Origin of the sequence: Bacillus sp. IS1, assembly GCF_032461585.1 — a bacterium.
GTDB lineage: Bacteria > Bacillota > Bacilli > Bacillales > Bacillaceae > Bacillus > Bacillus velezensis.
Genome location: NZ_JAWCWR010000009.1, coordinates 1 through 24659 on the forward strand (window position 1 = coordinate 1; position 24659 = coordinate 24659).

General features: G+C 44.1%; 42 protein-coding genes and 1 pseudogene. 3 read left to right on the forward strand and 40 right to left on the reverse strand.

What is annotated here, in order from left to right:
• Positions 1 to 373: 373 nt before the first annotated feature.
• Positions 374 to 1138, forward strand: coding sequence for a polysaccharide deacetylase family sporulation protein PdaB (gene pdaB, locus RUW00_RS20770; RefSeq protein WP_015416681.1), 765 nt, complete (start codon positions 374 to 376; stop codon positions 1136 to 1138).
• Here the strand turns inward: pdaB and kbaA are convergent, their stop codons facing one another.
• The gene (gene kbaA / locus RUW00_RS20775; RefSeq protein ID WP_280144809.1) at positions 1139 to 1735 is read right to left on the reverse strand and encodes a KinB-signaling pathway activation protein; all 597 of its coding nucleotides are present in this window, start codon (positions 1733 to 1735) and stop codon (positions 1139 to 1141) included.
• 107 nt (positions 1736 to 1842) lie between these two features.
• On the opposite strand from kbaA, the gene gerD reads away from it, so the two are divergent.
• Entirely contained in the window at positions 1843 to 2400 is a 558-nt protein-coding gene (gerD, locus tag RUW00_RS20780) for a spore germination lipoprotein GerD (protein ID WP_007615280.1), read from the forward strand.
• Positions 2401 to 2432: 32 nt separating this feature from the next.
• Here gerD and RUW00_RS20785 read toward each other — a convergent pair whose 3' ends face one another.
• From RUW00_RS20785 to RUW00_RS20795, 3 genes are all read right to left on the reverse strand, one after another.
• Positions 2433 to 3485: an Mrp/NBP35 family ATP-binding protein gene (locus RUW00_RS20785; RefSeq protein WP_209387824.1), complete on the reverse strand. Its 1053-nt coding sequence runs from the start codon at positions 3483 to 3485 to the stop codon at positions 2433 to 2435.
• A 79-nt stretch (positions 3486 to 3564) separates the two neighbouring features.
• On the reverse strand, positions 3565 to 4278 hold the full coding sequence (gene cwlD / locus RUW00_RS20790; RefSeq protein WP_280144808.1) for an N-acetylmuramoyl-L-alanine amidase CwlD: 714 nt from the start codon (positions 4276 to 4278) through the stop codon (positions 3565 to 3567).
• A 60-nt stretch (positions 4279 to 4338) separates the two neighbouring features.
• Positions 4339 to 4782 (reverse strand): DUF2521 family protein, encoded by a 444-nt coding sequence (locus RUW00_RS20795; RefSeq protein WP_007410416.1) that lies wholly within the window; start codon positions 4780 to 4782, stop codon positions 4339 to 4341.
• 130 nt (positions 4783 to 4912) lie between these two features.
• Between RUW00_RS20795 and RUW00_RS20800 the strand changes: the two genes are divergently transcribed.
• Positions 4913 to 5386 (forward strand): DinB family protein, encoded by a 474-nt coding sequence (locus tag RUW00_RS20800; protein WP_280144807.1) that lies wholly within the window; start codon positions 4913 to 4915, stop codon positions 5384 to 5386.
• A 13-nt stretch (positions 5387 to 5399) separates the two neighbouring features.
• Here RUW00_RS20800 and RUW00_RS20805 read toward each other — a convergent pair whose 3' ends face one another.
• The 36 genes and pseudogenes from RUW00_RS20805 to rplD all read right to left on the reverse strand — a co-directional run bounded on the left by RUW00_RS20805 (position 5400) and on the right by rplD (position 24643).
• The gene (locus tag RUW00_RS20805; RefSeq protein WP_007410414.1) at positions 5400 to 6167 is read right to left on the reverse strand and encodes a class I SAM-dependent methyltransferase; all 768 of its coding nucleotides are present in this window, start codon (positions 6165 to 6167) and stop codon (positions 5400 to 5402) included.
• A gap of 137 nt (positions 6168 to 6304) precedes the next feature.
• Complete coding sequence (gene rpsI / locus RUW00_RS20810) at positions 6305 to 6697, reverse strand: 30S ribosomal protein S9 (protein ID WP_003225846.1); 393 nt, start codon at positions 6695 to 6697, stop codon at positions 6305 to 6307.
• Positions 6698 to 6717: 20 nt separating this feature from the next.
• Positions 6718 to 7155 carry a 50S ribosomal protein L13 gene (gene rplM / locus RUW00_RS20815; protein ID WP_003225844.1) on the reverse strand — a complete coding sequence of 146 codons (438 nt, stop codon included), beginning with the start codon at positions 7153 to 7155 and terminating at the stop codon, positions 6718 to 6720.
• Positions 7156 to 7314: 159 nt separating this feature from the next.
• A complete protein-coding gene (truA, locus tag RUW00_RS20820) occupies positions 7315 to 8058 on the reverse strand; it encodes a tRNA pseudouridine(38-40) synthase TruA (protein ID WP_014416756.1) in 744 nt (247 codons plus the stop codon).
• A 12-nt stretch (positions 8059 to 8070) separates the two neighbouring features.
• Complete coding sequence (locus RUW00_RS20825; protein ID WP_014304219.1) at positions 8071 to 8868, reverse strand: energy-coupling factor transporter transmembrane component T family protein; 798 nt, start codon at positions 8866 to 8868, stop codon at positions 8071 to 8073.
• Positions 8865 to 9734: an energy-coupling factor ABC transporter ATP-binding protein gene (locus RUW00_RS20830; protein WP_029974329.1), complete on the reverse strand. Its 870-nt coding sequence runs from the start codon at positions 9732 to 9734 to the stop codon at positions 8865 to 8867. The genes RUW00_RS20825 and RUW00_RS20830 overlap by 4 nt, the downstream gene beginning before the upstream one ends.
• Positions 9710 to 10555 (reverse strand): energy-coupling factor ABC transporter ATP-binding protein, encoded by an 846-nt coding sequence (locus RUW00_RS20835; protein WP_280144806.1) that lies wholly within the window; start codon positions 10553 to 10555, stop codon positions 9710 to 9712. The genes RUW00_RS20830 and RUW00_RS20835 overlap by 25 nt, the downstream gene beginning before the upstream one ends.
• Before the next feature lie 131 nt (positions 10556 to 10686).
• A complete protein-coding gene (rplQ, locus tag RUW00_RS20840) occupies positions 10687 to 11049 on the reverse strand; it encodes a 50S ribosomal protein L17 (protein WP_003156550.1) in 363 nt (120 codons plus the stop codon).
• A 77-nt stretch (positions 11050 to 11126) separates the two neighbouring features.
• A complete protein-coding gene (locus RUW00_RS20845) occupies positions 11127 to 12071 on the reverse strand; it encodes a DNA-directed RNA polymerase subunit alpha (RefSeq protein ID WP_003156549.1) in 945 nt (314 codons plus the stop codon).
• 176 nt (positions 12072 to 12247) lie between these two features.
• Positions 12248 to 12643 (reverse strand): 30S ribosomal protein S11, encoded by a 396-nt coding sequence (gene rpsK / locus RUW00_RS20850; protein ID WP_007410409.1) that lies wholly within the window; start codon positions 12641 to 12643, stop codon positions 12248 to 12250.
• A gap of 20 nt (positions 12644 to 12663) precedes the next feature.
• Positions 12664 to 13029 (reverse strand): 30S ribosomal protein S13, encoded by a 366-nt coding sequence (gene rpsM, locus RUW00_RS20855; RefSeq protein WP_003156545.1) that lies wholly within the window; start codon positions 13027 to 13029, stop codon positions 12664 to 12666.
• A 22-nt stretch (positions 13030 to 13051) separates the two neighbouring features.
• The gene (gene rpmJ, locus RUW00_RS20860) at positions 13052 to 13165 is read right to left on the reverse strand and encodes a 50S ribosomal protein L36 (RefSeq protein WP_003156543.1); all 114 of its coding nucleotides are present in this window, start codon (positions 13163 to 13165) and stop codon (positions 13052 to 13054) included.
• Positions 13166 to 13198: 33 nt separating this feature from the next.
• Positions 13199 to 13417 (reverse strand): translation initiation factor IF-1, encoded by a 219-nt coding sequence (infA, locus tag RUW00_RS20865; RefSeq protein ID WP_003156508.1) that lies wholly within the window; start codon positions 13415 to 13417, stop codon positions 13199 to 13201.
• Positions 13395 to 13629: pseudogene (locus RUW00_RS20870) on the reverse strand (KOW domain-containing RNA-binding protein); the annotation flags it as partial. The pseudogene RUW00_RS20870 and the gene infA, both read right to left, overlap by 23 nt.
• A gap of 112 nt (positions 13630 to 13741) precedes the next feature.
• The gene (gene map, locus RUW00_RS20875) at positions 13742 to 14488 is read right to left on the reverse strand and encodes a type I methionyl aminopeptidase (protein WP_007410408.1); all 747 of its coding nucleotides are present in this window, start codon (positions 14486 to 14488) and stop codon (positions 13742 to 13744) included.
• The gene (locus RUW00_RS20880) at positions 14485 to 15138 is read right to left on the reverse strand and encodes an adenylate kinase (protein WP_007410407.1); all 654 of its coding nucleotides are present in this window, start codon (positions 15136 to 15138) and stop codon (positions 14485 to 14487) included. The genes map and RUW00_RS20880 overlap by 4 nt, the downstream gene beginning before the upstream one ends.
• A gap of 51 nt (positions 15139 to 15189) precedes the next feature.
• Positions 15190 to 16485: a preprotein translocase subunit SecY gene (gene secY, locus RUW00_RS20885; protein ID WP_007615246.1), complete on the reverse strand. Its 1296-nt coding sequence runs from the start codon at positions 16483 to 16485 to the stop codon at positions 15190 to 15192.
• A gap of 1 nt (position 16486) precedes the next feature.
• Positions 16487 to 16927 carry a 50S ribosomal protein L15 gene (rplO, locus tag RUW00_RS20890; RefSeq protein WP_003156499.1) on the reverse strand — a complete coding sequence of 147 codons (441 nt, stop codon included), beginning with the start codon at positions 16925 to 16927 and terminating at the stop codon, positions 16487 to 16489.
• Positions 16928 to 16957: 30 nt separating this feature from the next.
• Positions 16958 to 17137, reverse strand: a complete 180-nt coding sequence (gene rpmD / locus RUW00_RS20895; RefSeq protein WP_003156497.1) for a 50S ribosomal protein L30 — start codon at positions 17135 to 17137, stop codon at positions 16958 to 16960.
• Positions 17138 to 17150: 13 nt separating this feature from the next.
• The gene (rpsE, locus tag RUW00_RS20900; protein ID WP_003156493.1) at positions 17151 to 17651 is read right to left on the reverse strand and encodes a 30S ribosomal protein S5; all 501 of its coding nucleotides are present in this window, start codon (positions 17649 to 17651) and stop codon (positions 17151 to 17153) included.
• A 24-nt stretch (positions 17652 to 17675) separates the two neighbouring features.
• Positions 17676 to 18038, reverse strand: a complete 363-nt coding sequence (gene rplR, locus RUW00_RS20905) for a 50S ribosomal protein L18 (RefSeq protein ID WP_280144805.1) — start codon at positions 18036 to 18038, stop codon at positions 17676 to 17678.
• Positions 18039 to 18070: 32 nt separating this feature from the next.
• On the reverse strand, positions 18071 to 18610 hold the full coding sequence (gene rplF, locus RUW00_RS20910; protein WP_280144804.1) for a 50S ribosomal protein L6: 540 nt from the start codon (positions 18608 to 18610) through the stop codon (positions 18071 to 18073).
• Between the two features lie 30 nt (positions 18611 to 18640).
• Entirely contained in the window at positions 18641 to 19039 is a 399-nt protein-coding gene (gene rpsH, locus RUW00_RS20915) for a 30S ribosomal protein S8 (RefSeq protein WP_003156489.1), read from the reverse strand.
• Between the two features lie 31 nt (positions 19040 to 19070).
• A complete protein-coding gene (gene rpsN, locus RUW00_RS20920; RefSeq protein WP_003156488.1) occupies positions 19071 to 19256 on the reverse strand; it encodes a 30S ribosomal protein S14 in 186 nt (61 codons plus the stop codon).
• A gap of 22 nt (positions 19257 to 19278) precedes the next feature.
• Entirely contained in the window at positions 19279 to 19818 is a 540-nt protein-coding gene (gene rplE, locus RUW00_RS20925; protein ID WP_003156487.1) for a 50S ribosomal protein L5, read from the reverse strand.
• Between the two features lie 26 nt (positions 19819 to 19844).
• The gene (gene rplX / locus RUW00_RS20930) at positions 19845 to 20156 is read right to left on the reverse strand and encodes a 50S ribosomal protein L24 (protein ID WP_003156486.1); all 312 of its coding nucleotides are present in this window, start codon (positions 20154 to 20156) and stop codon (positions 19845 to 19847) included.
• A 36-nt stretch (positions 20157 to 20192) separates the two neighbouring features.
• Positions 20193 to 20561: a 50S ribosomal protein L14 gene (gene rplN, locus RUW00_RS20935; protein WP_007410404.1), complete on the reverse strand. Its 369-nt coding sequence runs from the start codon at positions 20559 to 20561 to the stop codon at positions 20193 to 20195.
• A 40-nt stretch (positions 20562 to 20601) separates the two neighbouring features.
• The gene (gene rpsQ, locus RUW00_RS20940) at positions 20602 to 20865 is read right to left on the reverse strand and encodes a 30S ribosomal protein S17 (RefSeq protein WP_003156484.1); all 264 of its coding nucleotides are present in this window, start codon (positions 20863 to 20865) and stop codon (positions 20602 to 20604) included.
• Between the two features lie 22 nt (positions 20866 to 20887).
• Complete coding sequence (rpmC, locus tag RUW00_RS20945) at positions 20888 to 21088, reverse strand: 50S ribosomal protein L29 (RefSeq protein WP_003156482.1); 201 nt, start codon at positions 21086 to 21088, stop codon at positions 20888 to 20890.
• The gene (rplP, locus tag RUW00_RS20950; RefSeq protein ID WP_003156478.1) at positions 21078 to 21512 is read right to left on the reverse strand and encodes a 50S ribosomal protein L16; all 435 of its coding nucleotides are present in this window, start codon (positions 21510 to 21512) and stop codon (positions 21078 to 21080) included. The genes rpmC and rplP overlap by 11 nt, the downstream gene beginning before the upstream one ends.
• Position 21513: 1 nt before the next feature.
• Positions 21514 to 22170, reverse strand: coding sequence for a 30S ribosomal protein S3 (gene rpsC / locus RUW00_RS20955; protein ID WP_003156476.1), 657 nt, complete (start codon positions 22168 to 22170; stop codon positions 21514 to 21516).
• Between the two features lie 3 nt (positions 22171 to 22173).
• Positions 22174 to 22515 carry a 50S ribosomal protein L22 gene (gene rplV, locus RUW00_RS20960; RefSeq protein ID WP_003156475.1) on the reverse strand — a complete coding sequence of 114 codons (342 nt, stop codon included), beginning with the start codon at positions 22513 to 22515 and terminating at the stop codon, positions 22174 to 22176.
• 16 nt (positions 22516 to 22531) lie between these two features.
• Positions 22532 to 22810, reverse strand: a complete 279-nt coding sequence (gene rpsS / locus RUW00_RS20965) for a 30S ribosomal protein S19 (protein ID WP_003156472.1) — start codon at positions 22808 to 22810, stop codon at positions 22532 to 22534.
• A gap of 57 nt (positions 22811 to 22867) precedes the next feature.
• Positions 22868 to 23701 carry a 50S ribosomal protein L2 gene (gene rplB, locus RUW00_RS20970; protein WP_003156470.1) on the reverse strand — a complete coding sequence of 278 codons (834 nt, stop codon included), beginning with the start codon at positions 23699 to 23701 and terminating at the stop codon, positions 22868 to 22870.
• A 31-nt stretch (positions 23702 to 23732) separates the two neighbouring features.
• Positions 23733 to 24020, reverse strand: coding sequence for a 50S ribosomal protein L23 (rplW, locus tag RUW00_RS20975; protein ID WP_003156467.1), 288 nt, complete (start codon positions 24018 to 24020; stop codon positions 23733 to 23735).
• Positions 24020 to 24643 carry a 50S ribosomal protein L4 gene (gene rplD / locus RUW00_RS20980; protein ID WP_007615239.1) on the reverse strand — a complete coding sequence of 208 codons (624 nt, stop codon included), beginning with the start codon at positions 24641 to 24643 and terminating at the stop codon, positions 24020 to 24022. Before rplD ends, rplW begins: the two co-directional genes overlap by 1 nt.
• Between the last annotated feature and the right edge of the window lie 16 nt (positions 24644 to 24659).

Sequence of the window (24659 nt, forward strand, 5' to 3'; positions counted from 1 at the left end):
GTTCGTCCTGAGCCAGGATCAAACTCTCCGATAAAGTAGTTTGACTGACTACGCACATCGCTGTGCGATTTATTTAAAACTTTGAATTAACAGGTACGTTTTGTCTTGTTTAGTTTTCAAAGATCATTACCGCTTGTTGAAGCAGCTTTATTATCTTACCACTCAGCTTCTTTTATGTCAACAACTTTTTTTAAGTTGTTTCCGAAGCTTTTTGTTGTTGTCTGCTGTTCATCAGCGACGTTTAATAATATACCATGCATTCGTTGAGTTTAGCAAGTGTTTTTTTCATTTTTTTAAAACGTATTTTGTTATATTCATCTCCGCCGCGGCATACGATGTAATCAAGCATGGACAAGATAAGGAGGCGTCATCAGTGAATCACTTCTACGTGTGGCACATCAGAAGGATAAAACAGCTGCTTATTATTATCATTGCCGCATTTGCAGCAGCCAGCTTTTTTTATATACAGAGAGCCGTCCCCCTTCCTGTATTTTTAACTGATAGCGGCCCGAAGGCTATTTCAAAAGGGGAGACGAAAGCGGGCGAAGTCGCATTAACATTCGATATCAGCTGGGGCGACGAAAAGGCGGTTCCTATTCTGAACGCGCTAAAAGCAAACGGTATTAAAAACGCCACTTTTTTTCTGTCAGCTTCTTGGGCGGAACGGCACCCGGACACAGTTGAACGTATGATAAAAGACGGACATCAAATCGGCAGCATGGGATATGCGTATAAAAATTATACGAACCTAGAGGACAATGAAATAAAAAAAGATATCCTCCGGGCCCAGACCGCATTTAAAAAGCTGGGTGTAAAGAATGTTCATTTACTCCGCCCGCCGACCGGACAATTTAATAAAAAGGTTCTTACCATTGCACAGCAGTACCACTATTCAGTGGTTCATTACAGCGTTAACTCGCAGGATTGGACAAATCCCGGCCCTGATAAAATCATTGAAAATGTAAACAGTCATATAAAAGGTGGCGACATTGTCCTGCTGCACGCCTCTGATTCAGCAACACAGACTGAAGAAGCGCTCCCCGCCATCATTCACAATTTAAAGCAAAAAGGACTGAAAAACGTGACCGTCGGCGACCTGATCGCAAATACTGACGTCAAGTCATCAGAAGTGAAATAATTACCTCTGGGCAAACTTCGGCAGCATTAGCAGCTGAAACGCATTGCAGCCCATCAGCGGAATCAGCATCAAATAAAGCCAGTCCTCATTATTCACTCGTAGCGCAGGAACCCATTCAAGCGCTGTAATAACGACCATTAAAAATAATGATGAAACGAACGTATTTTTTGAGGACTGCTTTTGTTTTATATATGCCGTCAACAGGCCGACGGCAAGCAGAGCCAGCGGCAGCCAGACAAACCCCGCAATCGAGTCATCCCGCTCTCCGAAAAACAAAAATCTGACGTACATTAAATCAAAAGCGACAAACAGAATGATAAACAGCTGAAGCAGATTCCAAAGCGAGCTTGATCTGAGAATTTCAAGGGCAAACCGGTGCACCGTCAGAAAAACGAAGAATCCCATCTGGCTGATCACACTGAAAATCATGCCTACCCCGATAAACCAGATCAGAACGGAGAAAATCTGACCGGCATCATAATTCAGGAAAAACCCCTTATACTCCCCCCACTTCAGAGCAAATCCCACGACGCTTGTAATAAGAGCGCCCACAGCTAAAATCGAAAAGAAAAATCGAACAAGCCCGCGGCTTTTCATCTCTTATTCATCCCCCTGACAATCGCGTTCAGCGATATTTTGTTATGTATAAATCCATTCCGATGAATCATATTAAAAATAAGTACAAGTAAGGAAGGAGCTTATGCATGTCAAAAGCCAAAACGCTATTGATAAGCTGTTTTGTTGTATTATCTGTAACAGCTTGTGCTCCAAAAGACCAAGCAGCGGATATGGATTATGACCAGACTAAAAAAATGGTTGTTGATATATTAAAGACAGATGATGGAAAAAAAGCAATTAAGGAAATATTAAATGATGATGCGATGAATGAGGCATTGGTGATTGATCAAAATGCCATTAAAGGCACAATAGAGAAAACCCTCACCTCTAAAAAAGGGGCGGAGTTCTGGAAAACCATTTTTGAAGACTCAAAGTTCGCCGAGAGCTTTGCAAAAACTCTTCAGCCCGAGCATGAAAAAATCATAAAAAAACTGATGAAAGACCCTGATTATCAGAAAAGTTTTATGCAGATCATGCAGGACCCCGGCATGGATAAAAAATACTATGAACTGGTGAAAAGCCAAAAGTTCCGCAGTTACTTAGAAGATGTAATTACAGAGACACTTTCCAGCCCGCTTTTCAAAAAGCAATTCGAGGATGAATTGAAAAAAGCGGCTTCAAGCTCTGAAAAAGAAAGCCAATAAAAGGCCGGGCCGTGTTGATCCCGGCCCCTTTTCTATTCAGCTGTTTTTTCAATGACTTTCTGGGCGATCCCCATATAAATTTCCCCGATCGGATGACTTCTGTCATAGACAGAAGGCGCAAACTGGTCCTTGTCCCAATCAGGCTGTTTTAAAGGAATTCTGCCAAGCAGCGGCACTTGCAATTCCTCTGCAAGCTTATCTCCCCCGCCTTGACCGAACACATATTCTCTCTCGCCGGTTTTTGCACTTTGATAGTAAGCCATATTTTCAATGACCCCTACAACTTCATGATCGGTCTTAATCGCCATAGATCCCGCTCTCGCCGCTACAAATGCGGCTGTAGGGTGCGGCGTTGATACGATGATCTCTTTGCAGCTCGGAAGCATCGTGTGTACATCGAGCGCCACATCACCCGTGCCGGGCGGCAGATCAAGAACGATATAGTCAACCTCTCCCCAGTCAACTTCATGGAAGAAGTTATTCAGCATCTTGCCCAGCATCGGCCCTCTCCACACAACCGGAGCGTTTTCTTCGACGAAAAAGCCCATCGACATAACCTTTACTCCAAATCTTTCGACAGGAAGCAGTTTTTCTCCTTCTACTGTCGGGCGAACTGTAATACCCATCATGTCGGGCACGCTGAATCCGTATATATCCGCGTCGATCAAGCCGACTTTTTTTCCGAGCCGCGCAAGAGAAATGGCCAGGTTGACGGAAACCGTTGATTTGCCGACACCGCCTTTTCCGCTTGCCACCGCAAGAAAGACCGGCGGGTGTTTCCTATTCAGCAGGGTTTCGCTTTCAGCTGCCGGCCGGCTGAATTTCGCCAATGTTTCTTCCGGCAGCTCTTCAAACCGCAGTCCGACAGTTTCCGCACCCGCTTCTTTCAAAACGGATACGATTTCCTGCTGAATACCCATCTGTTCAGCCGTCCCCGTTTTTGCCAATGCAATTTTTACACTGACATGCCGTTTTTCCGGCTTGATCTTTACTTCTTTAATGGCATCCAATTCTCCCAGCGGTCTATGAAGAAAAGGTTCGCGCATGTTTCCGACTATATTTCTTACTTCATCTTCTCTTATCATCGAACCCTCACCCTTTGTGTATTCGTTTACAAATGGTATTATACCATATATTAAACATAGAATCGGCGAAAAACCCTCCTTACTCGGGAGGGTCTCCTTTCTCTGTGAAGTATCTCAATACGCCCTTATACACGGAAGAAGCGATTTTGTCCTGATATTTGGGCTGTCCGAGCCTTTTCGCTTCCGCGGGATTGGACAGAAATCCGATTTCCACCAGCGCGCCCGGTTTGGTTACATTCTGCATTAAGTAAATGCCATGTATCCGTTTCGCCTTTCTCGTTGTATTCTCCAAATTGATTCTCAATTCGTCCTGTATATATTTTGCCACTTTTTCATTTTCTTCGTATTTTCCATAGTAGAAGCTTTGGGCGCCGCTCCATCTCGGTGACGGTATGGCGTTCAGATGAATGCTGATATAAAGCTCCGCCTCTGAACGGTTGATGATTTCCACGCGCTTTCTCAGATCTTCCGCTTTGCGTCTGCTGTAGCCTTTCGTCCCTTCAGGAGCTAAATCAGTATCCGTCTCCCGCGTCATAATGACCAAAGCTCCCTGCTCCTGCAAATAGTCTCTTACCCTGGAGGCCACTTCGAGAGTAATGTCCTTTTCAAGGTGACTGCCTCCCGTGGCGCCTCCGTCCGGCCCGCCGTGTCCCGGATCGAGATAGATGATTTTTCCGCTCAGCGGCAGACTCCACGGCCGCCAGGAATCATCATTATGGAATTGAAACCGGAATAAACACAATAATATGATAAAGCCAAGTAAAAAACCGAGCCATTTCACCTTTTTTGTCATACCTTTCCCTCCCGCTTGTCCCCGTTATTAATAAGTATGGGACAAGGGAAGAAATTATGATTACCTCATACGGAGCTTACATTGTTTTTCTCTTTGCAGAAATCCTTCCGTCCACCAGCTGTTGATAAACCGGCAGGACGCTTCATAGATTTCTTTTTGTTCAACGGAAGAATATTGCTCATGCGTCCAATTGCAAAGATATTCAAAAAAATCGACCGTCAGTTCTTCCTCTTCTTCAGCCGAACGGGCGTTTGCCCTCTGCAAAGACTCACCATAATAGCCAAAGACGCCGAACCGGCCGCCTAATAAATACGCTTCAATTGCAAAATCTATGCATCCTTCACTCAGAATGCCGTTTTCGTCTTGAAGAAAGGGAAACAAAGGGGTAAGACATGCTTTTACGGACTGAATGATCTGCGTCAGTGACAGCTCCTTTAGTAAACTCTTCTCAAGCTCAAAATCCTTCTGCCGTTTCACGTCTGAAAAAGATAATACTTCTGCCATTGCCAGCCACGCTCCTTTTTACTGTTATTTTGAAAGGAAAAGGGAAAAAGCATGCTTTGTTGATAGTGGAAATCCTCCCAAATGAAGGAGTTTTATGTTAACTGGAAGAATAAAGAGCTGAGGTGACGTGATGAAAAAGCTGTTTCAATACAATTGGACGGTGCGTGACGAGTGGTTTATGATATGTGAAAAGCTGAGCCGGGAGGAACTGACGAAAACCCGGACGGGCGGAATGGAGAGCATCTTGCGGACTTTATTTCATATCATTGATGTCGAGATCAGCTGGGCTCGTGCCATTTTAAGTAAAGATGATGTTTTACCTGCTGAGTCTGACTATACGAGCATTCAGGATCTCAGAAAGCTGTCTGAACAGCATCGGGAGGATGTCATTCATGCGGTCTCCCTCAAAGGACCGGATCTTGTTAAGCCGGACTGGATGGACCAAACCTTTCCTAAAGAAGATATTCTCCGCCACATCCTTGCGCATGAGATTCACCATATGGGACAACTGTCGGTTTGGGCCAGAGAAATTGGAATAGAACCGGTTTCGGCTAATGTGATCAGCCGTCCGCAGGAAAAAGCCGCAAAAAAACAGCACCTCTGACGGGATGCCGTTTTTATATTTTAATGCTTCTTGTTACGGAGTATGTATTAATGTATTCATCCAGCACGAGGCCGCCTTTGTCCTCGTAAAAACCGGCAACCATGAAGCCTGCGTCAATCTGACCTTTAATTTGATCCTCCAGCGTATGGCCGAATTCAAGCGCTTCATGATTATCAATAAGTTCCTTTACCTTTTTCTTACTCAGGTCTTTTTCATCCGAAAACGGAATGGAATACTTTACTTTTAGTACGCCTTCCTGCTCTAAATCCATATCAAATAAGAACACGACGGGATTTACAAAACCGGAGACTAAAGATCCGCCTTTTTTCAATACGCGATGAGCTTCTTTCCATACCGGAAGAACCGTATCAACAAAGCAATTCGATACCGGGTGCACGATAAAATCAAATGACTCATCATCAAAACAGCTCAGATCATTCATGCTGCCTTTGACAGTCCGAAGCGTAAGATCGTCCCGCTCGGCAACCATTCTGTCTTGCGCAAGCTGTTTTTCCGAATTGTCAAAGATGGTCACGTCCGCTCCTGCAGCAGCAAGGACCGGCCCTTGCTGTCCTCCTCCTGAAGCGAGACAAAGAACCTTCAGACCGTCTATGGGCGGAAACCAATCCGCCGGCACATCTTTTCCGGGGGTCATCCTGATGCTCCAATTGCCTTTTTTCGCTTCACCAATCGTATGAGAATCAACCGCAACCGTCCATTCATTGCCTGTTTCGACTTTTTTATCCCATGCCTTGCTGTTATGTATGACTAACTTATTCATTATAACTGCGCTCCTTATTGGTAATGAATAGAGTATAACAAACAATTCTAGAAAAACATCGGATAACCTCTTGAATATGAGAAAAAAATACAAAAAAACCACAACCAAGAAGTTGTGGTTTTTGCAATCCAAAACGATTAACGTTTTGAGAACTGAGGTGCACGACGAGCGCCTTTAAGGCCGTATTTTTTACGTTCTTTCATACGAGCGTCACGAGTCAGAAGACCAGCACGTTTAAGTGTTGCACGGTATTCTGGATCTGCTTCAAGCAAAGCACGAGCGATACCATGACGGATTGCTCCAGCTTGACCAGATAAGCCGCCTCCATGTACGTTTACTAAAACATCATAAGTACCAGCTGTTTCAGTTAAAGTTAATGGTTGTTTGATATCTTCGATTAGAGCTGGAGATGGAATGTGCTCGCTGATTTCACGATTATTAACGACGATACGACCTTCTCCTGGAACTAAGCGCACACGCGCTACAGAACTTTTACGACGGCCAGTACCGTAATATTGAACCTGTGCCAAATTGGTAACCTCCTTTTTAATTAACCGCGAAGTTCGTAAACTTCAGGTTTTTGTGCTTCATGTGGATGCTCAGAACCACGGTATACGTTCAATTTTTTGAACATTTGACGACCTAGAGAACCTTTTGGAAGCATGCCTTTGATAGCAAGCTCAAGCATTTTCTCAGGGTAGTTTGTACGCATTTCAAGAGCTGTTCTTGATTTTAATCCGCCTGGATGTTGAGTGTGACGGTAGTAGATTTTATCAGTTAACTTTTTACCAGTTAACTCGATTTTTTCAGCGTTGATGATGATCACATGATCTCCAGTATCAACGTGCGGTGTGTAAGTCGGTTTGTGTTTCCCGCGAAGGATAGATGCAACTTCTGTAGAAAGACGTCCTAGAGTCTTGCCAGCAGCATCAACAACTAACCACTTGCGTTCAATAGTACTTGCGTTAGCCATAGGTGTTGTACGCATTGAATTTCCCTCCTAAATGATCTGTCATTTTCAATAATCTACGATTACGTTCTATTTCACAACACAATAAGTTCCGGGGCTTATCGTGGGGTTGAAATACATACCATATGATATCTTATAACTTTATGCAGACTCTGTCAAGAAAATGTTACACCTGGTTTAGTTGTCATAGCAAACGCTCCATAAATACAGCCCGTGCCCCGGTGCGGTGCGCCCTGCGGCTTCGCGATCTTTCGCTTCGAGCATTGCTTTTACATCATCGGGAGAAAATTTTCCAGCTCCTGTATCCAATAACGTTCCGGCAATGATTCTGACCATATTATAGAGAAAACCGTTTCCGGTGATCCGCATCTGCAGGCCGTCTCCGGTCTCAGTCCAATCCAGCTCGTAAATCGTTCTGACTTTATCCTGAACCGCGGTATCAGCCGCGCAAAAGCTTGTGAAATCATGTGTCCCGATGAGGTGCCTTGAAGCTTCCCTCATTTTCTGCACATTAAGCGGATATGCAAAATGGTAAGCGTAATGTCGTTTAAATACGTCCGGGTGTTTCTCCGTATATACAAAGTAGCGATATTCCTTTTGGACCGCGCTAAATCGTGCATGGAACCCATCATCCGCAATCTCTGCTGTTTTGACGGCAATATCATCAGGCAGCAGGGCATTGAGCGCAAACGGCCATTTCTCAGCCGGAATGGACAGCGGCGTATCAAAATGAATGACCTGCCCGGCAGCATGAACATCGCTGTCCGTGCGGCCGGATGAGTAAACAGGCACTCTGCCGTCCGTTTTATGGATGACGGCCAGGGCTTTTTCCAATTCACTTTGAACGGTCCGCTTTCCAGGCTGAACCTGATATCCGTTAAATAAATGCCCGTCATAAGCAATGGTACATTTCACTCTCATTCAGCAGCACCTCTAACTTCTTAAGAAAAACAATAACACGGCTAATACGATGATGAGCAGAATAGCTCCGGTATCCTTTCCGGTCCAGACGAGCTTTCTGTATTTCGTTCTCCCCTCACCGCCCTGGTAGCCTCTCGCCTCCATGGCGACCGCGAGCTCTTCCGCGCGTTTAAAGGCGCTGACAAACAGCGGGACAAGCAGCGGAACAACCGCTTTGATTCTGTCTTTCACCGGGCCGCTTGTAAAGTCCGCACCCCTTGCCATTTGCGCCTTCATGATTTTATCTGTCTCTTCCATCAATGTCGGGATAAATCGCAACGATATCGACATCATCAATGCGAGTTCGTGTACGGGCAGCTTCACCTTTTTAAAAGGATTCAGGAGCTGCTCCATTCCATCCGTTATTTCAATCGGCGTTGTTGTCAGCGTCAGCAGCGTCGTCATAAAGATAAGGTAAACGAAACGGAGGGAGATAAAAATCCCCTGTATAAGTCCGCCCTCATACACTTTAAACCAGCCAAGCTGAAAAATGACAGATCCTTCATGTGTCATGAAAATGTGTAATAAAAAGGTAAACGCCACAATCCAGATAATCGGCTTAAGCCCCTTCAGCAAAAAGCTGAACGGCACGCGTGTTAAGGCAATCACCCCGAATGTAAACAAACCGAGCAAAGCGTACGTCTGTACGTTGTTTGCTAAAAAAACGATACATACAAAAAGAAAGATGCTGACAAGTTTTGTTCGCGGGTCCAATCGGTGAATAAGCGATGATCCGGGAACATACTTTCCGATAATCATGCTGTCCATCATTGGTCCTTTTCCTCCTGAAAGAAAGCCTTAATTTCACTGGCGGCATCCTGCAGGGTCAGCATGGGTTTCTCATACTTGACTCCGAGAGCCTTCTCAAGCCGTCTCTGAAACTTTACCGATTCAGGAAGATCCAGTCCCATTTCGGCCATCTCTTCACCTTTTACAAACAAGTCACGCGGACTCCCCGTCGCTTTAATGGTTCCTTTGTGCATGACGATCATTTCGTCAGCATAGCGGGCGGCGTCCTCCATGCTGTGGGTGACGAGAATGGTAGTCAGGTTTCCCCGCTGATGAAGCGCATAGAACATGTCCATAATGTCCTGGCGCCCTCTCGGATCAAGACCGGCCGTCGGTTCATCCAAAACCAGCACTTCCGGCTCCATCGCGAGAACGCCGGCAATCGCCACTCTGCGCATCTGGCCGCCGCTGAGCTCAAATGGTGAACGATCCAAAATGTCTTCCGGAAGGCCCACAAGTCCCAGCATTTCTTTTGCTTTCCGTTCAGCGTCTTCTTTTTTTACACCGAAATTCATCGGTCCGAATGCGATGTCCTTCAGCACAGTCTCTTCAAACAGCTGATGTTCGGGAAATTGGAAAACGATTCCGACTTTTTTTCGCAAAGTCTTAAGGTCTTTATTCTTTTTACCGGCTGCCAGAATCGTGCTCCCGAGTTCAAGCTGTCCTTTAGTCGGTTTCAGCAAACCGTTTAAATGCTGCAGGAGCGTCGATTTGCCCGACCCTGTATGCCCGATGACGGCAACGTAACTGCCCTCTTTTATCACGGCATTGATATCATACAGAGCCAACCGTTCAAACGGTGTTTTCATTTGATAGCGGTGTTCTACATCTTTGATTTTAATGTCCACAGCTCATTCACCAGCCCTTCCTGAGTCAGATGGTTTTTCGTTAACGCCAGTCCGCTTTCTTTCAAAAGCAGGCTGAGCTGGAATGAGAAAGGCAAATCAAGACCGATGCGAACCAAGTCTTCGTTTAATTTAAAAATCTCTTCAGGCGTGCCCTCTGCATATTTCCTGCCGCCGTTCATCACAATGATCCTGTCCGCCCTTGCGGCTTCTTCCAGGTCATGTGTTATCGAAATGACGGTGGCCATGCCCTGATCTTTTAAGCGTCTGACAGTACCAAGGACTTCTTCTCTCCCAATCGGGTCAAGCATGGATGTCGCTTCATCCAAAATCATAATATCAGGACGCGCGGCAATAATTCCCGCGATCGCCACTCTTTGTTTTTGACCTCCGGAGAGATGGTGCGGCTCTTGATCAAGAAAATCCTGCATATTGACTTGTGTGACAGCCCAATCTACTCTCTCAATCATTTCTTCGCGCGGAACACCATTGTTTTCTAAACCAAAAGCCACATCATCGCGAACAGTCGTTCCGACAAATTGGTTATCGGGATTCTGAAAGACCATCCCTATTTTTTTTCGCACATCCCACACGGTATCCTCAGTCAGCTTGATGCCGCCGACTTCAATTTCTCCGGCCTCAGGCAAAATCAGCCCGTTCAGCGCTCTGGCCAAAGTCGACTTCCCTGAACCGTTGTGGCCTACGATAGCAAGCCATTCTCCTTCGTATACCTCCAGACTCACACCGTCCAGCGCCGGTCTTTCTGCATCTTTGCGGTAACGGAATAGAATGTCTTTTACGGATATAAGCTGTTTTTGATCCACGGGCGCCTGACCTCCTCTCAGCTATAGCTCTGCTTTTCTGTCTCATGATAAAAAGTTCTGATATCTAAAAAAAGGGCATAGATCCAGTTAGAAACTGTCCCGCCCTTCTTTAGATACACAAAAATATGTGATTAAACCAATTCGATGATTGCCATTGGTGCACCGTCACCACGGCGAGGACCAAGCTTCATAATACGTGTGTATCCGCCTTGGCGCTCCTCGTAACGAGTTGCAATGTCAGAGAATAATTTTTGAAGTGCATCTTGGTTATTTTCTTCATTAGCAACCTCGTTGCGAATGTATGCAGCAGCTTGACGACGAGCATGCAAGTCACCGCGCTTACCAAGAGTGATCATCTTTTCAACAACAGAGCGAAGTTCTTTCGCACGTGTTTCAGTTGTTTCAATTCTTTCGTTGATGATCAAATCTGTTGTAAGATCACGAAGCATAGCTTTACGCTGTGAACTCGTACGTCCTAGTTTTCTGTATGACATGTGATGTCCCCTCCTTTAATGGAATGCTGTTTCTAAATAAAAAACACACGAAAATCCTAGTTCACATGGAAACTAGATCAATCGTCTTTGCGAAGGCCGAGTCCAAGTTCTTCTAGTTTCGCTTTCACTTCTTCAAGTGATTTGCGTCCCAGGTTGCGAACTTTCATCATATCTTCTTCCGTCTTGTTCGCAAGTTCTTGAACCGTGTTAATGCCCGCACGCTTCAAGCAGTTGTAAGAACGGACAGAAAGGTCAAGTTCCTCAATCGTCATTTCAAGAACTTTTTCTTTTTGGTCCTCTTCTTTTTCAACCATGATTTCAGCATGCTGAGCTTCGTCAGTTAAACCGACGAATATATTAAGGTGTTCAGTTAAAATCTTTGAACCGAGAGCAATTGCTTCCTTCGGTCCAGTGCTTCCGTCAGTCCAAACATCAAGTGTAAGTTTGTCATAGTTTGCAACCTGGCCTACACGAGTGTTTTCTACCTGATAAGATAAACGAGAAACTGGCGTAAAGATTGAATCGATCGGAATCACGCCGATAGGCTGATCGTCTCTTTTGTTCGAATCAGCAGGTGTATACCCACGTCCTCTTTGTGCAGTAAGGCGAACTCGGAAACTCGCATTCTCACCAAGAGTCGCGATATGAAGATCCGGATTAAGGATTTCAACATCGCTGTCGTGTGTAATATCAGCTGCTGTGACAGTTCCTTCGCCCTGTACATCAATTTCAAGCGTCTTCTCTTCATCAGAGTAGATTTTCAATGCAAGCTTTTTAATGTGCAAGATTATCGTTGTAACATCTTCCACAACGCCTTCGATTGTCGAGAATTCGTGCAGTACACCATCTATCTGGATCGATGTTACAGCGGCACCAGGGAGTGAGGATAAGAGGATACGACGTAAGGAGTTACCCAGAGTTGTACCATATCCACGCTCAAGCGGCTCTACGACAAACTTACCAAATTTGGCATCGTCGCTGATTTCAACCGTTTCGATTTTTGGTTTTTCAATCTCGATCATTACTTAAAACCCTCCTTCAAAACGTCGAAACCTCGAATAGAATCATATGAGATTCCATCCGAAATTCCCCATTGTTTAGTCCCGTATGTGCTCAGGCAACGAGTCGGTGCATTCGTTTCATAAATAACTGTATCATAACCCATTATTGACAGGGACACAAAATCTATACAAACAAATTACACGCGGCGACGTTTTGGTGGACGGCATCCATTATGAGGAACAGGAGTTACGTCTCTGATAGCTGTAACTTCAAGTCCGGCAGCTTGTAAAGCACGGATTGCAGCTTCACGGCCAGAACCTGGTCCTTTAACAGTTACTTCAAGAGTTTTAAGTCCGTGTTCGATTGAACCTTTAGCAGCTGTTTCAGCAGCCATTTGCGCAGCAAAAGGAGTAGATTTACGAGAACCTCTGAATCCTAGAGCTCCGGCACTAGACCAAGAAAGAGCATTACCATGAGTATCAGTGATCGTAACGATCGTGTTGTTGAAAGTTGAACGAATATGAGCGATTCCTGACTCAATATTCTTTTTCACGCGACGTTTACGCGTGTTTTGTTTACGAGCAGCAGCCATTGTTTAGGTACCTCCCTTACTTATTTTTTCTTGTTAGCTACAGTACGACGCGGACCTTTACGAGTACGCGCATTGTTTTTAGAGTTTTGTCCGCGAACAGGCAAACCTCTGCGATGGCGGATTCCGCGGTAGCTTCCGATTTCGATCAGACGCTTGATGTTAAGAGAAACTTCACGGCGAAGGTCACCTTCTACTTTCAGTTTGTCAATAACATCACGGATTTTACCAAGTTCTTCTTCAGTAAGATCACGCACACGAGTATCTTCAGAAACACCAGCCTCTTTCAAGACTTGCTGAGCCGTTGTGCGGCCAATTCCGAAGACATATGTTAAAGAAATAACAACACGTTTGTCACGTGGGATATCTACACCAGCAATACGAGCCATTCTCTGGGCACCTCCTTATTAATTATCCTTGTTTTTGTTTATGCTTTGGATTTTCACAGATCACCATTACTTTTCCTTTTCTGCGAATAACTTTACATTTCTCGCAGATTGGTTTAACTGATGGTCTCACTTTCATGTGTTTCCAACCTCCTTCAGTTTCCGGAGTGCTTTATTTGTAACGGTACGTAATCCTGCCACGAGTTAAGTCATATGGAGATAATTCTACCGTAACTTTGTCTCCAGGTAAAATGCGAATGAAGTGCATGCGGATTTTACCAGATACGTGAGCCAAAACCGTATGGCCATTTTCGAGTTCAACTTTGAACATCGCGTTTGGCAGTGTTTCGACAATCGTACCTTCCACTTCAATTACATCGTCTTTCGCCATTCAAGTGTTCTCCCTTCTTCAAATCAGTAACTTGCTCTCTGACAAATTTCAAAAGAGAAAATCTCAGTTATCCGTTTGTCACACGCCCTGTTTCGTTTATACTGTTCTGAACTTCCGGAGATACGCAATCATAAAGGGTGAATGATTGATATTCTTTTTCTAAGGAGAATGAAATGTACGCTTTTCTCCGTCTGCTTTAGTACACGATGATGAATCTTCATTCCGATGACAGCAGCTAGCCGTTTTTTCTTCCGACCAATTGTAAACCTACAATCTGCCCAGGTGCGGAATGAAAAACATGTGTCATGGAATTCATTTCATCATCTAGACTTTTGTCAGTATATCAAAACCCGTTTCCGTAATCGCAATCGTATGTTCAAAATGAGCACACTTTTTCCCATCTACCGTTACAACCGTCCAGTTATCAGCCAATGTTTTCACATATCGGCTGCCAGCGTTAACCATCGGTTCTATAGCGAGAACCATACCAGGCTTCAGCCTAGGTCCTTTGTTTGGCGGACCGTAATGAGGAATTTGCGGATCCTCATGCAAGTCTTGACCAACACCATGTCCGACATACTCCCTAACAACTGAAAACTGCTCATTTTCGACATACGTTTGTATTGCGTGGGAAATATTCGACAAACGTTCACCTGGTTTTGCTTCCTTCAAGCCTTTATATAAAGACTCCTCTGTCACTTCCAGCAGTCGTTTATCATCATCACTGATGTTTCCTACCGGATATGTCCAAGCAGAGTCACCATGATAACCATTTAATTTAGCACCGATATCAATGCTGATAATGTCACCGTCACGCAAAACCCTTTTACCGGGAATTCCGTGAACGAGTTCTTCATTAACTGATACACAAATGCTCCCGCGAAACCCATTATACCCCTTAAAAGATGGGATTGCACCCTGCTTCTCAATAAAACGTTCGGCAATTTGATCCAATTCTTTTGTCGAGATTCCTGGTTTAATGTGCTTTTTCATCTCTTCATGAGTCAAAGCCACGATTCGCCCTGCTTCCCGCATGATGCCAAGCTCACGAGGGGTCTTACAGATAATCATTTGCTCAATCCTCCAAGAAGCTCTTTCACATCTTTGTACACGTCGTTAATGTCCTGCTGGCCATTGACGTTGACAAGATACCCTTTCTCAGAATAAAAATCGAGTAAAGGCTGAGTCTGCTTCATGTTGACCTCAAGCCGTTTTGAGACGGTTTCCTCATTATCATCTGCCCGTTGATAAAGGTCTCCTCCGTCTTTATCACAAACACCCGGCGTTTTCGGCGGATTGAAAACCAAATGATAGGTTGTGCCGCAAACACTGCAAATTCTGCGTCCAGTCAAACGTTCCATTAAAGAGTCTTTGTCTACTTTAATGTTAATGACATAATCAATCGGCTTGCCGTATTCCTCAAGAATGTTTTCAAGAGCTTCAGCCTGAGCGACTGTTCGCGGAAATCCGTCCAGAAGAAAACCTCTTTCACAATCATCTTTGCCGAGTCTTTCTTTGACAATGCCGATTGTGACTTCGTCCGGTACGAGCTCGCCTTTATCAATATAAGACTTTGCTTCGAGTCCGAGTGGTGTTTCTTCTTTCATAGCAGCACGGAACATATCTCCCGTTGAGATATGAGGTATCCCATAATCCTCAACAATTCGTTCTCCCTGTGTGCCTTTACCGGCTCCAGGAAGTCCCATTAAGACTAAGTTCATTCGGATTTCCCCCGTCCTCTCTTATTTAGAGGAATGGTTAAAACCAGTCCTCTAATTTTTCATAAATCCTCGGTAATTACGTTTCACTAACTGGCTCTCCAGCTGCTTCATTGTCTCCAAGGCTACCCCGACGACAATTAACAATGATGTTCCGCCAATCTGTGCACTTTGAGGCAATCCAGCGAATTGAATGAAAAAGATAGGAAGAATGGAAATCACGGCTAAGAATATAGAACCCACAAACGTAAGTCGATACAAAATGCTCGTAATTCTATCTTGAGTCATTTTCCCTGGACGAACCCCCGGGATATAGCCACCCTGTTTTTTTAGGTTATCAGCCATTTGTTCAGGGTTTACCTGCACAAAAGCATAGAAGTACGTAAAGGCGATAATTAATGCGACATAAACCGCCATGCCCACCGGATGTGTATTGTCAAAGTTGGCTTGAATCCACTTTGTCACATTGTTTTCTCCGAAAAATGACGCGATAGTACGCGGCGTAATAAGAAACGCAACCGCAAAGATTACCGGAATAACCCCTGCCGGATTCACTTTAAGCGGAAGGTGAGTTGACTGGCCTCCGCCAACAGGTGAACGACCTTGCCCTTTTGCATATTGAATCGCGATTTTGCGTACGGCCTGCTGAATGAAAATAACACCAACAATAACGGCCAAAATCGCAATCACCAGTAAGGCGATTTTTACAATATGAATAAACAGCTGATCGCTGCTGCCGACAAATTGAGTCTCATAAATCTGCCCAACAGTTTTCGGAATACTAGCCACAATCCCCGCGAAGATGATGATCGAAATTCCGTTACCTACTCCATTGGAAGTAATTTGTTCTCCCAGCCACATTAAAAAAGCAGTTCCTCCAGTGAGTACTAAAGCAATAATCAGATATGTCGATATGCCGGATTTTTCAATCAGCATACCGTTTGCCAGGTTATTAAACCCGTAAGACATACCTAATGCCTGGATAAAACCAAGCACAATCGTAAAATATCTCGTGAACTGAGCTAATTTACGGCGGCCGACTTCACCTTGCTTAGACCACTCGGTAAACTTCGGCACAACATCCATCTGAAGCAGCTGAATGATGATTGAAGCAGTGATGTAAGGCGTAATTCCCATCGCAAAAATGGAGAACTGATAAAGCGCACCGCCGCCAAATGTATTAAGGAGATCAAAAACCCCCATCGAACTTTGTGTCTGCAACGCCTGAGCATTTACATATGGCACAGGGATAAACGCACCTATGCGAAAGACGATTAGCATGAGTAATGTAAAAATGATTTTATTCCGAATATCACTCACACGCATAAAGTTGGAGATTGTCTTAAACAAGTTAGATCACCTCAGCTGTACCGCCAGCAGCTTCAACAGCTTCTTTCGCAGAAGCAGAGAATTTATTGGCTTTTACAGTTAATTTTTTCTCTAATTTACCGTTGCCAAGAATCTTTACTCCTGCATTAAGTTTGCTAATAACACCAGTCTCAAGAAGAAGTTCAGGAGTGACTTCCGTTCCTTCCGCAAAACCGTTCAATTTGTCTACGTTCACAATAGCGTATTCCTTACGGTTGATGTTTGTAAAACCGCGTTTAGGAAGACGTTGGAATAAAGGCATTTGTCCCCCCTCGAATCCAGGGCGTACACCGCCGCCAGAACGAGCGTTTTGACCTTTGTGACCTTTACCAGCTGTTTTACCGTTACCAGAACCAATACCACGACCTACGCGATTGCGTACTTTACGTGAACCTTCTGAAGGCTTTAATTCATGAAGTTTCATTAGGACACCTCCTTAGCCTATAATTTATTTTTATTGTTCTTTAACAGAAACTAGATGAGATACTTTATTAATCATACCGCGGATCGCAGCGTTATCTTCATGAACGACAGTTTGGTTTGTTTTCTTTAAACCAAGTGTTCTTACAGTAACGCGCTGATCTTCCGGGCGACCGATTACACTGCGTTTGAGGGTAATTTCTAATTTAGCCATTAATGTTCCCTCCTTATCCTAACAGTTCTTCTACAGATTTTCCACGAAGCTTCGCAACCTCTTCGGCACGTTTAAGCTCACTTAAACCTTGAAGTGTTGCACGGATCATGTTGATCGGTGTGTTAGAACCTAAAGACTTAGAAAGGATATCAGCAACGCCAGCAAGCTCAAGTACCGCACGTACAGGGCCTCCAGCGATAACTCCAGTACCTTCAGAAGCAGGTTTCAACAAGATATTGCCTGCACCGAAACGTCCGATGATTTCGTGTGGAATCGTAGTTCCAACCATTGGTACTTCAATCAAATTCTTTTTCGCATCTTCAACAGCTTTGCGGATTGCTTCAGGTACTTCTTGTGCTTTACCAGTACCGAAACCTACGTGACCGTTTTTGTCACCGACAACGACTAGAGCTGCGAAACGGAAACGACGACCACCTTTAACAACTTTCGCTACGCGGTTAACCGTAACTAAGCGTTCTTCTAACTCTAATTTGCTTGGGTCAATACGACGCATAATCATGTGTCCCTCCTTTTTTTATTAAAATTTCAGTCCGGCTTCACGAGCTGCATCGGCCAGAGCTTTTACACGTCCATGGTATAAGTATCCGCCGCGGTCAAATACTACGTCAGAAACACCTTTCTCAGAAGCGCGTTTCGCAACGAGTTCACCGACTTTAGCAGCAGCAGCGCTGTCACCAGTGCTTTCCACGTTCAAATCTTTATCGAGAGTAGATGCACTAGCAAGTGTTACACCATTTACATCATCGATGATTTGAGCGTAAATGTGCTTGTTAGAACGGAAAACGTTCAGGCGCGGTCTTTCAGCAGTACCGGAAAGTTTAGCGCGAACACGAGCGTGTCTTTTAAGACGAGCAGCATTTTTGCTAGTTTTCGTAATCATCTAGGTCACTCCTTTCTTCACTTTAAGCGATCTTACTTAGCAGATTTACCTTCTTTACGGCGAACAACTTCACCTTCGTAGCGGATTCCTTTACCTTTGTAAGGCTCTGGAGAACGTACAGCGCGGATGTTAGCAGCAATAGCTCCTACGCGTTCTTTGTCTGTACCTTTTACAACTACTTTTGTTTGAGAAGGAACTTCGATTTCGATGCCTTCTTCAGGAACGATCTCAACAGGATGAGAGTATCCAACGTTTAAAACAAGTTTATTTCCGGATTTAGAAGCACGGTAACCGACACCGACTAATTCCAAACCTCTTTCAAATCCTTTAGATACACCTTCAACCATGTTGCCAAGCAGACTACGAGTCGTACCATGCAGGGCACGGTGCTCTTTGTGATCAGAAGGACGAGTAACTGTAAGCACGTTGTCCTCAATTTTGATTTCCATATCAGGATGGAAAGTACGAGTTAATTCTCCTTTTGGTCCTTTTACAGCCACAGTGTTGCCTTCGTTCAGCGTTACTGTAACTCCAGAAGGGATCTCAAGCAGTTTTTTACCTACACGAGACATACTAAAACACCTCCATTCTTGTTAAACTTCTTACCAAACGTATGCTAGAACTTCTCCACCAGCTTGTTTTGCACGGGCTTCTTTGTCCGTTAAAACACCTTGTGATGTAGAAATAATCGCGATTCCAAGACCGTTAAGTACGCGAGGTACTTCATTTGATTTAGCGTATACACGCAAACCTGGTTTGCTGATTCTTTTAAGACCAGTGATAACGCGCTCGTTGTTTTGTCCGTATTTCAAGAAAACGCGGATGATACCTTGTTTGCTGTCTTCTACGAACTCAACGTCACGAATGAAACCTTCACGCTTTAAAATGTCAGCAATTTCTCTTTTCAATTTAGAAGCAGGAATTTCAAGCTTCTCATGACGTACCATGTTTGCATTGCGAATACGAGTCAGCATATCTGCAATTGGATCTGTCATAACCATTATATAATTACCTCCTTCCCATTCTTGGGGATTACCAGCTGGCTTTTTTCACGCCAGGAATTTGTCCTTTATATGCAAGCTCACGGAAACAAATACGGCAAAGTTTAAATTTACGAATGACTGAGTGCGGACGTCCGCAGCGTTCACAGCGAGTGTACTCTTGCACTTTAAACTTTGGTGTACGTTGTTGTTTCGCAATCATTGACTTTTTAGCCACGATTTCGCCTCCCTTTCATTGATTATTTCTGGAACGGCATACCTACTTGAGTTAATAGCTCACGAGCCTCTTCGTCAGAGTTAGCAGTCGTTACGATAACGATGTCCATTCCGCGAACCTTTGTTACTTTATCGTAGTCAATTTCAGGGAAGATTAACTGTTCTTTAATACCAAGAGTGTAGTTTCCGCGACCGTCGAAAGATTTCTTAGAAATCCCGCGGAAGTCACGTACACGCGGTAAAGATACAGAAATAAGTTTATCAAGGAAATCATACATGCGCTCTCCGCGAAGAGTTACTTTCGCACCGATAGGCATTCCCTCACGAAGACGGAATCCAGCAATTGATTTCTTCGCACGAGTAACGACAGGTTTTTGACCTGCGATAAACGTTAATTCTTCAACAGCACTGTCGATTGCTTTCGCGTTTTGAACAGCATCACCAACACCCATGTTGATTACGATTTTTTCGATTTTTGGCACCTGCATAACAGAGTCGTAGTTGAACTTCGTCATTAAAGCAGGTGAAATTTCTTTATTGTACTTTTCTTTAAGGCGGTTCATGAGATAGACCTCCCTTCCTTTAAATACTATTTATCTAAGACTTGCCCAGATTTTTTTGCAACACGAACTTTTTTGCCATCTTCCACTTTGTATCCTACGCGAGTCACTTCACCTGTTTTAGGATCGAGCGGCATAACGTTTGATACATGAATTGGCGCCTCTTGATTAGAAATACCGCCTTGAGGGTTTGCTTGAGTTGGTTTAGAGTGCTTCTTCACCATGTTTACGCCCTCAACTAGAACGCGGTCCTTTTTAGGGAAAGCAGCAAGGATCGTACCTTGTTTGCCTTTATCTTTACCAGAGATAACCATTACTTTATCGCCTTTTTTCACATGCATCCTGATCGCACCTCCTTGAGTAAGGCATTTATTTCATTAGATAACTTCTGGAGCCAGAGAAACAATTTTCATGAAGTTGTTTTCACGTAATTCACGGGCAACCGGTCCGAAGATACGAGTTCCACGCGGGCTCTTGTCGTCACGGATGATAACACATGCATTCTCATCGAAGCTGATGTATGATCCGTCAGTTCTGCGTGCTCCGCTTTTTGTGCGAACGATAACAGCTCTTACGACTTCACCTTTTTTGACAACGCCTCCTGGTGTTGCTTGTTTAACCGTGCAAACAATTACATCACCAATGTTAGCCGTTTTACGTCCAGAACCGCCAAGAACTTTAATAGTAAGTACCTCACGCGCACCGGAGTTGTCAGCAACTTTTAAACGAGTCTCTTGTTGAATCATTATTTGTTACCTCCCTTCGGAAAAAGAATTCCGAACTTTATTAGATAATAACAGCTTCTTCGACAACTTCTACTAGACGAAAACGCTTAGTTGCAGATAATGGACGAGTTTCCATGATCTTTACGATGTCTCCGATTTTAGCTTGGTTATTTTCATCATGTGCTTTGAATTTCTTTGAGTATTTTACGCGTTTACCGTAAATAGGATCCTTTTTGTATGTTTCAACAACAACAGTGATGGTTTTATCCATTTTGTCAGAAACAACACGGCCTTGGTAAACTTTGCGTTGGTTACGTTCGCTCATGCTCACGACCTCCCCTCAGTGATTATTTGTTGGCAGCAATTTCTCTTTCACGAATCACAGTTTTCATGCGCGCGATAGCTTTGCGCACTTCACGAATGCGAGCAGTATTTTCAAGTTGTCCTGTCGCTAATTGAAAGCGAAGATTGAAAAGTTCTTCTTTAAGAGACTTTACTTTTTGTTCAATTTCAGCAGTGGTAAGGTCACGAATTTCATTAGCTTTCATTTGATTCACCACCAATTTCTTCACGTTTTACGAACTTCGTTTTAATTGGCAATTTGTGAGATGCAAGACGAAGAGCTTCACGAGCTACCTCTTCAGACACACCAGAAATTTCAAATAAAACTTTGCCCGGTTTTACAACAGCTACCCAGCCTTCAGGAGCCCCTTTACCGGAACCCATCCGTACCTCAAGCGGTTTAGCAGTGTAAGGTTTTGAAGGGAAAATTTTAATCCAAACTTTACCGCCACGTTTCATGTAACGAGTCATCGCAATACGTGCAGCTTCGATTTGGCGGTTCGTGATCCAAGAAGCTTCAAGAGCCTGGATACCGTACTCACCAAAATGTACTTCAGTACCGCCTTTAGCGCGACCGCGCATTTTTCCGCGATGCTCTCTGCGATATTTAACGCGTTTTGGTAATAACATATTATTTTCCTCCTTCCTCAGTTTTCTTCTTAGTAGGAAGAACCTCTCCACGATAGATCCAGACTTTTACACCAAGCTTACCGTAAGTTGTGTCAGCTTCAGATGTTGCATAGTCGATGTCAGCACGTAAAGTGTGCAATGGAACAGTTCCTTCACTGTAGTATTCAGAACGAGCGATATCAGCTCCGCCAAGACGGCCGGAAACCATTGTTTTCACACCTTGTGCTCCAGCACGCATAGTGCGTTGGATTTGTTGTTTTTGCGCACGGCGGAAAGAAATACGGTTTTCTAGTTGACGAGCGATGTTGTCAGCTACAAGCTGAGCATCAAGATCTGCTCTTTTGATTTCAAGAATGTTAATGTGTACACGCTTGCCAGTAAGGCTGTTAAGGGCTTTACGAAGTGCTTCAACTTCAGATCCGCCTTTACCGATTACCATACCAGGCTTAGCAGTGTGGATCGTAATGTTAACGCGGTTTGCTGCGCGCTCGATTTCTACTTTAGAAACAGAAGCGTCAGAAAGGCGTTTGCTAATGAATTCACGAATTTTTAAATCTTCGTGCAGGAAGTCAGCGTAATCTTTACCAGCGTACCACTTAGATTCCCAATCACGAATGACTCCGATACGAAGACCGACTGGATTTACCTTTTGACCCACTACTTATCCCTCCTTCTTTTCTGATACAACGATTGTAATGTGGCTCGTACGTTTGTTGATTTGGCTCGCACGTCCCATAGCACGCGGGCGGAATCTTTTTAACGTTGGGCCTTCGTCAACAAATGCCTGAGAAATAACCAGATTGTTAGCGTCCATCTCGTAGTTGTGCTCAGCATTTGCGATAGCAGATTTTAAAACTTTTTCGATGATCGGAGAAGCAGCTCTCGGAGTTAAGTTCAGGATAGATACTGCTTCGCCTACTTGCTTACCTCGAATCAGGTCCATTACTAGACGTGCTTTACGAGGAGCAATACGGACTGTTCTTGCAACAGCTTTAGCTTGCATTTAAAAGCCTCCTCTCTTAGCGTCTTGTTTTTTTATCGTCACTGGCGTGGCCTTTGTAAGTACGAGTCGGTGCGAATTCGCCCAACTTGTGGCCTACCATGTCTTCAGAAATGAATACAGGCACGTGTTTACGTCCGTCATATACTGCGATAGTGTGACCGATAAATTGTGGGAAAATAGTTGAACGGCGAGACCAAGTTTTTACAACTTGTTTCTTGTCCGTTTCATTTAATTTCTCGATTTTTGTCATCAAGTGTCCATCGACAAATGGTCCTTTTTTCAAGCTGCGAGCCATTTTGGAACCTCCCTTCGTGATTGCACTACGGTCCGAAATGAACCGTAGACAACCCCGTTATTTATTTTTACGACGACGTACGATAAATTTATCAGATTTGTTCTTTTTCTTACGTGTCTTGAATCCAAGAGTCGGTTTGCCCCAAGGAGACATTGGTGATTTACGTCCGATTGGCGCGCGACCTTCACCACCACCGTGCGGGTGATCGTTAGGGTTCATTACAGAACCGCGGACTGTAGGGCGGATGCCTTTCCAGCGAGAGCGTCCTGCTTTACCAACGTTGATCAGTTCGTGCTGCTCGTTACCTACTTGACCGATAGAAGCGCGGCAAGCAGAAAGGATCATGCGAACTTCACCAGAGTTAAGACGTACAAGAACGTATTTGCCTTCTTTACCAAGAACCTGAGCAGATGTACCAGCTGAACGTACAAGCTGTCCGCCTTTACCAGGTTTTAATTCAATGTTATGCACAACTGTACCAACAGGGATGTTGATAAGCGGAAGTGCGTTACCTACTTTGATGTCAGCTTCAGGGCCGGACATGATTTCAGTACCTACTTGAATTCCTTTTGGTGCAAGAATGTAACGTTTTTCTCCGTCTACATAGTTGATTAGTGCAATGTTAGCTGAACGGTTTGGATCGTACTCAACTGTAGCAACGCGTCCAGGTATACCATCTTTATCGCGTTTGAAGTCGATAACACGGTATTGGCGTTTGTGTCCGCCACCTTGGTGACGTACAGTCAATTTACCTTGGTTGTTACGTCCGCCTTTTTTGTGAAGGGGCGCAAGCAAGGATTTTTCCGGCTGGTCAGTCGTGATTTCAGCAAAATCTGAAGTTGTCATGCCACGACGTCCGTTAGAGGTCGGTTTATACTTTTTAATCGCCATTTTGAATTTCCCTCCTTCTTTTTACAGATAATTAAGCTTCAAAAATTTCGATTTCTTTGCTGTCTGCAGTAAGTTTTACGATCGCTTTTCTGCGACGGCTAGTCATACCAGTGTAGCGGCCGACACGTTTTGATTTCCCTTTGTAGTTCATGATGTTGACTTTGTCAACTTTCACTCCAAAGATACTTTCAACTGCATCTTTCACTTCTGTTTTATTAGCTCTTACATCAACTTCAAAAGTATATTTTTTTTCAGTCATTAAATCAGCAGAACGTTCAGTAATGACGGGGCGCTTAAGAACATCACGAGGATCTTTCATTATGCAAGCACCTCCTCTACTTTTTCAACCGCAGCTTTTGTAATCAGAAGCTTCTCGTGGTTGACAACGTCTAACACGTTGATTCCGTTAGCTTGAACAACTGTAACTCCAGGGATGTTGCGTGCAGAAAGAGATACTGCTTCGTTTGCATCCGCAGTTACGATTAAAGCTTTTTTCTCAACAGATAATCCTTTAAGGATAGCTGCCATTTCTTTTGTTTTAACCGTATCAAGAGTAAGATCTTCAAGAACAATAATGTTGTTGTCGTTCACTTTAGAAGACAATACTGATTTGATTGCCAAGCGGCGAACTTTTTTAGGTAATTTGTAAGAATAGCTGCGTGGTGTTGGGCCGAATACGACACCACCTCCGCGCCATTGCGGTGAACGGATTGAACCTTGACGGGCACGACCTGTACCTTTTTGACGCCATGGTTTGCGACCTCCGCCGCGTACTTCAGAACGATTTTTCACTTTGTGAGATCCTTGACGTAAGGAAGCTCTTTGCATAAGAATAGCGTCGAATACTACGCTCTCATTTGGCTCAATTCCAAATACAGACGCGTTTAATTCGATATCACCAGCAGTAGAACCGTTTTGGTTGTATAATGCTACTTTTGGCATGATCAATTTCCTCCTT

Bases quoted from the DNA above. Each gene is read 5' to 3' on its own strand.
- rplV (WP_003156475.1), bottom strand. From the start codon at position 22,515: ATGCAAGCTAAAGCTGTTGCAAGAACAGTCCGTATTGCTCCTCGTAAA.
- rplF (WP_280144804.1), bottom strand. From the start codon at position 18,610: ATGTCTCGTGTAGGTAAAAAACTGCTTGAGATCCCTTCTGGAGTTACA.
- rpsS (WP_003156472.1), bottom strand. From the start codon at position 22,810: ATGGCTCGCAGCTTGAAAAAAGGACCATTTGTCGATGGACACTTGATG.
- rpmJ (WP_003156543.1), bottom strand. From the start codon at position 13,165: ATGAAAGTGAGACCATCAGTTAAACCAATCTGCGAGAAATGTAAAGTT.
- rplO (WP_003156499.1), bottom strand. From the start codon at position 16,927: ATGAAACTTCATGAATTAAAGCCTTCAGAAGGTTCACGTAAAGTACGC.
- rplM (WP_003225844.1), bottom strand. From the start codon at position 7,155: ATGCGTACAACACCTATGGCTAACGCAAGTACTATTGAACGCAAGTGG.
- rpsE (WP_003156493.1), bottom strand. From the start codon at position 17,651: ATGCGTCGTATTGACCCAAGCAAATTAGAGTTAGAAGAACGCTTAGTT.
- rplD (WP_007615239.1), bottom strand. From the start codon at position 24,643: ATGCCAAAAGTAGCATTATACAACCAAAACGGTTCTACTGCTGGTGAT.
- RUW00_RS20805 (WP_007410414.1), bottom strand. From the start codon at position 6,167: ATGAATAAGTTAGTCATACATAACAGCAAGGCATGGGATAAAAAAGTC.
- rpsK (WP_007410409.1), bottom strand. From the start codon at position 12,643: ATGGCTGCTGCTCGTAAACAAAACACGCGTAAACGTCGCGTGAAAAAG.
- rplP (WP_003156478.1), bottom strand. From the start codon at position 21,512: ATGTTATTACCAAAACGCGTTAAATATCGCAGAGAGCATCGCGGAAAA.
- rpmD (WP_003156497.1), bottom strand. From the start codon at position 17,137: ATGGCTAAATTAGAAATTACCCTCAAACGCAGTGTAATCGGTCGCCCG.
- gerD (WP_007615280.1), top strand. From the start codon at position 1,843: ATGTCAAAAGCCAAAACGCTATTGATAAGCTGTTTTGTTGTATTATCT.
- RUW00_RS20825 (WP_014304219.1), bottom strand. From the start codon at position 8,868: ATGATGGACAGCATGATTATCGGAAAGTATGTTCCCGGATCATCGCTT.
- rpsH (WP_003156489.1), bottom strand. From the start codon at position 19,039: ATGGTTATGACAGATCCAATTGCAGATATGCTGACTCGTATTCGCAAT.
- RUW00_RS20880 (WP_007410407.1), bottom strand. From the start codon at position 15,138: ATGAACTTAGTCTTAATGGGACTTCCTGGAGCCGGTAAAGGCACACAG.
- rplN (WP_007410404.1), bottom strand. From the start codon at position 20,561: ATGATTCAACAAGAGACTCGTTTAAAAGTTGCTGACAACTCCGGTGCG.
- kbaA (WP_280144809.1), bottom strand. From the start codon at position 1,735: ATGAAAAGCCGCGGGCTTGTTCGATTTTTCTTTTCGATTTTAGCTGTG.
- RUW00_RS20800 (WP_280144807.1), top strand. From the start codon at position 4,913: ATGAAAAAGCTGTTTCAATACAATTGGACGGTGCGTGACGAGTGGTTT.
- infA (WP_003156508.1), bottom strand. From the start codon at position 13,417: ATGGCGAAAGACGATGTAATTGAAGTGGAAGGTACGATTGTCGAAACA.
- rplX (WP_003156486.1), bottom strand. From the start codon at position 20,156: ATGCATGTGAAAAAAGGCGATAAAGTAATGGTTATCTCTGGTAAAGAT.
- rplB (WP_003156470.1), bottom strand. From the start codon at position 23,701: ATGGCGATTAAAAAGTATAAACCGACCTCTAACGGACGTCGTGGCATG.
- rplW (WP_003156467.1), bottom strand. From the start codon at position 24,020: ATGAAAGATCCTCGTGATGTTCTTAAGCGCCCCGTCATTACTGAACGT.
- RUW00_RS20785 (WP_209387824.1), bottom strand. From the start codon at position 3,485: ATGATAAGAGAAGATGAAGTAAGAAATATAGTCGGAAACATGCGCGAA.
- RUW00_RS20845 (WP_003156549.1), bottom strand. From the start codon at position 12,071: ATGATCGAGATTGAAAAACCAAAAATCGAAACGGTTGAAATCAGCGAC.
- rplQ (WP_003156550.1), bottom strand. From the start codon at position 11,049: ATGTCATACAGAAAACTAGGACGTACGAGTTCACAGCGTAAAGCTATG.
- truA (WP_014416756.1), bottom strand. From the start codon at position 8,058: ATGAGAGTGAAATGTACCATTGCTTATGACGGGCATTTATTTAACGGA.
- cwlD (WP_280144808.1), bottom strand. From the start codon at position 4,278: ATGACAAAAAAGGTGAAATGGCTCGGTTTTTTACTTGGCTTTATCATA.
- rplE (WP_003156487.1), bottom strand. From the start codon at position 19,818: ATGAACCGCCTTAAAGAAAAGTACAATAAAGAAATTTCACCTGCTTTA.
- rplR (WP_280144805.1), bottom strand. From the start codon at position 18,038: ATGATTACGAAAACTAGCAAAAATGCTGCTCGTCTTAAAAGACACGCT.
- rpsM (WP_003156545.1), bottom strand. From the start codon at position 13,029: ATGGCTCGTATTGCTGGTGTAGATATCCCACGTGACAAACGTGTTGTT.
- rpsQ (WP_003156484.1), bottom strand. From the start codon at position 20,865: ATGAGCGAACGTAACCAACGCAAAGTTTACCAAGGCCGTGTTGTTTCT.
- rpmC (WP_003156482.1), bottom strand. From the start codon at position 21,088: ATGAAAGCTAATGAAATTCGTGACCTTACCACTGCTGAAATTGAACAA.
- RUW00_RS20795 (WP_007410416.1), bottom strand. From the start codon at position 4,782: ATGGCAGAAGTATTATCTTTTTCAGACGTGAAACGGCAGAAGGATTTT.
- map (WP_007410408.1), bottom strand. From the start codon at position 14,488: ATGATTATCTGTAAGACCCCTCGTGAGCTTGGCATCATGCGGGAAGCA.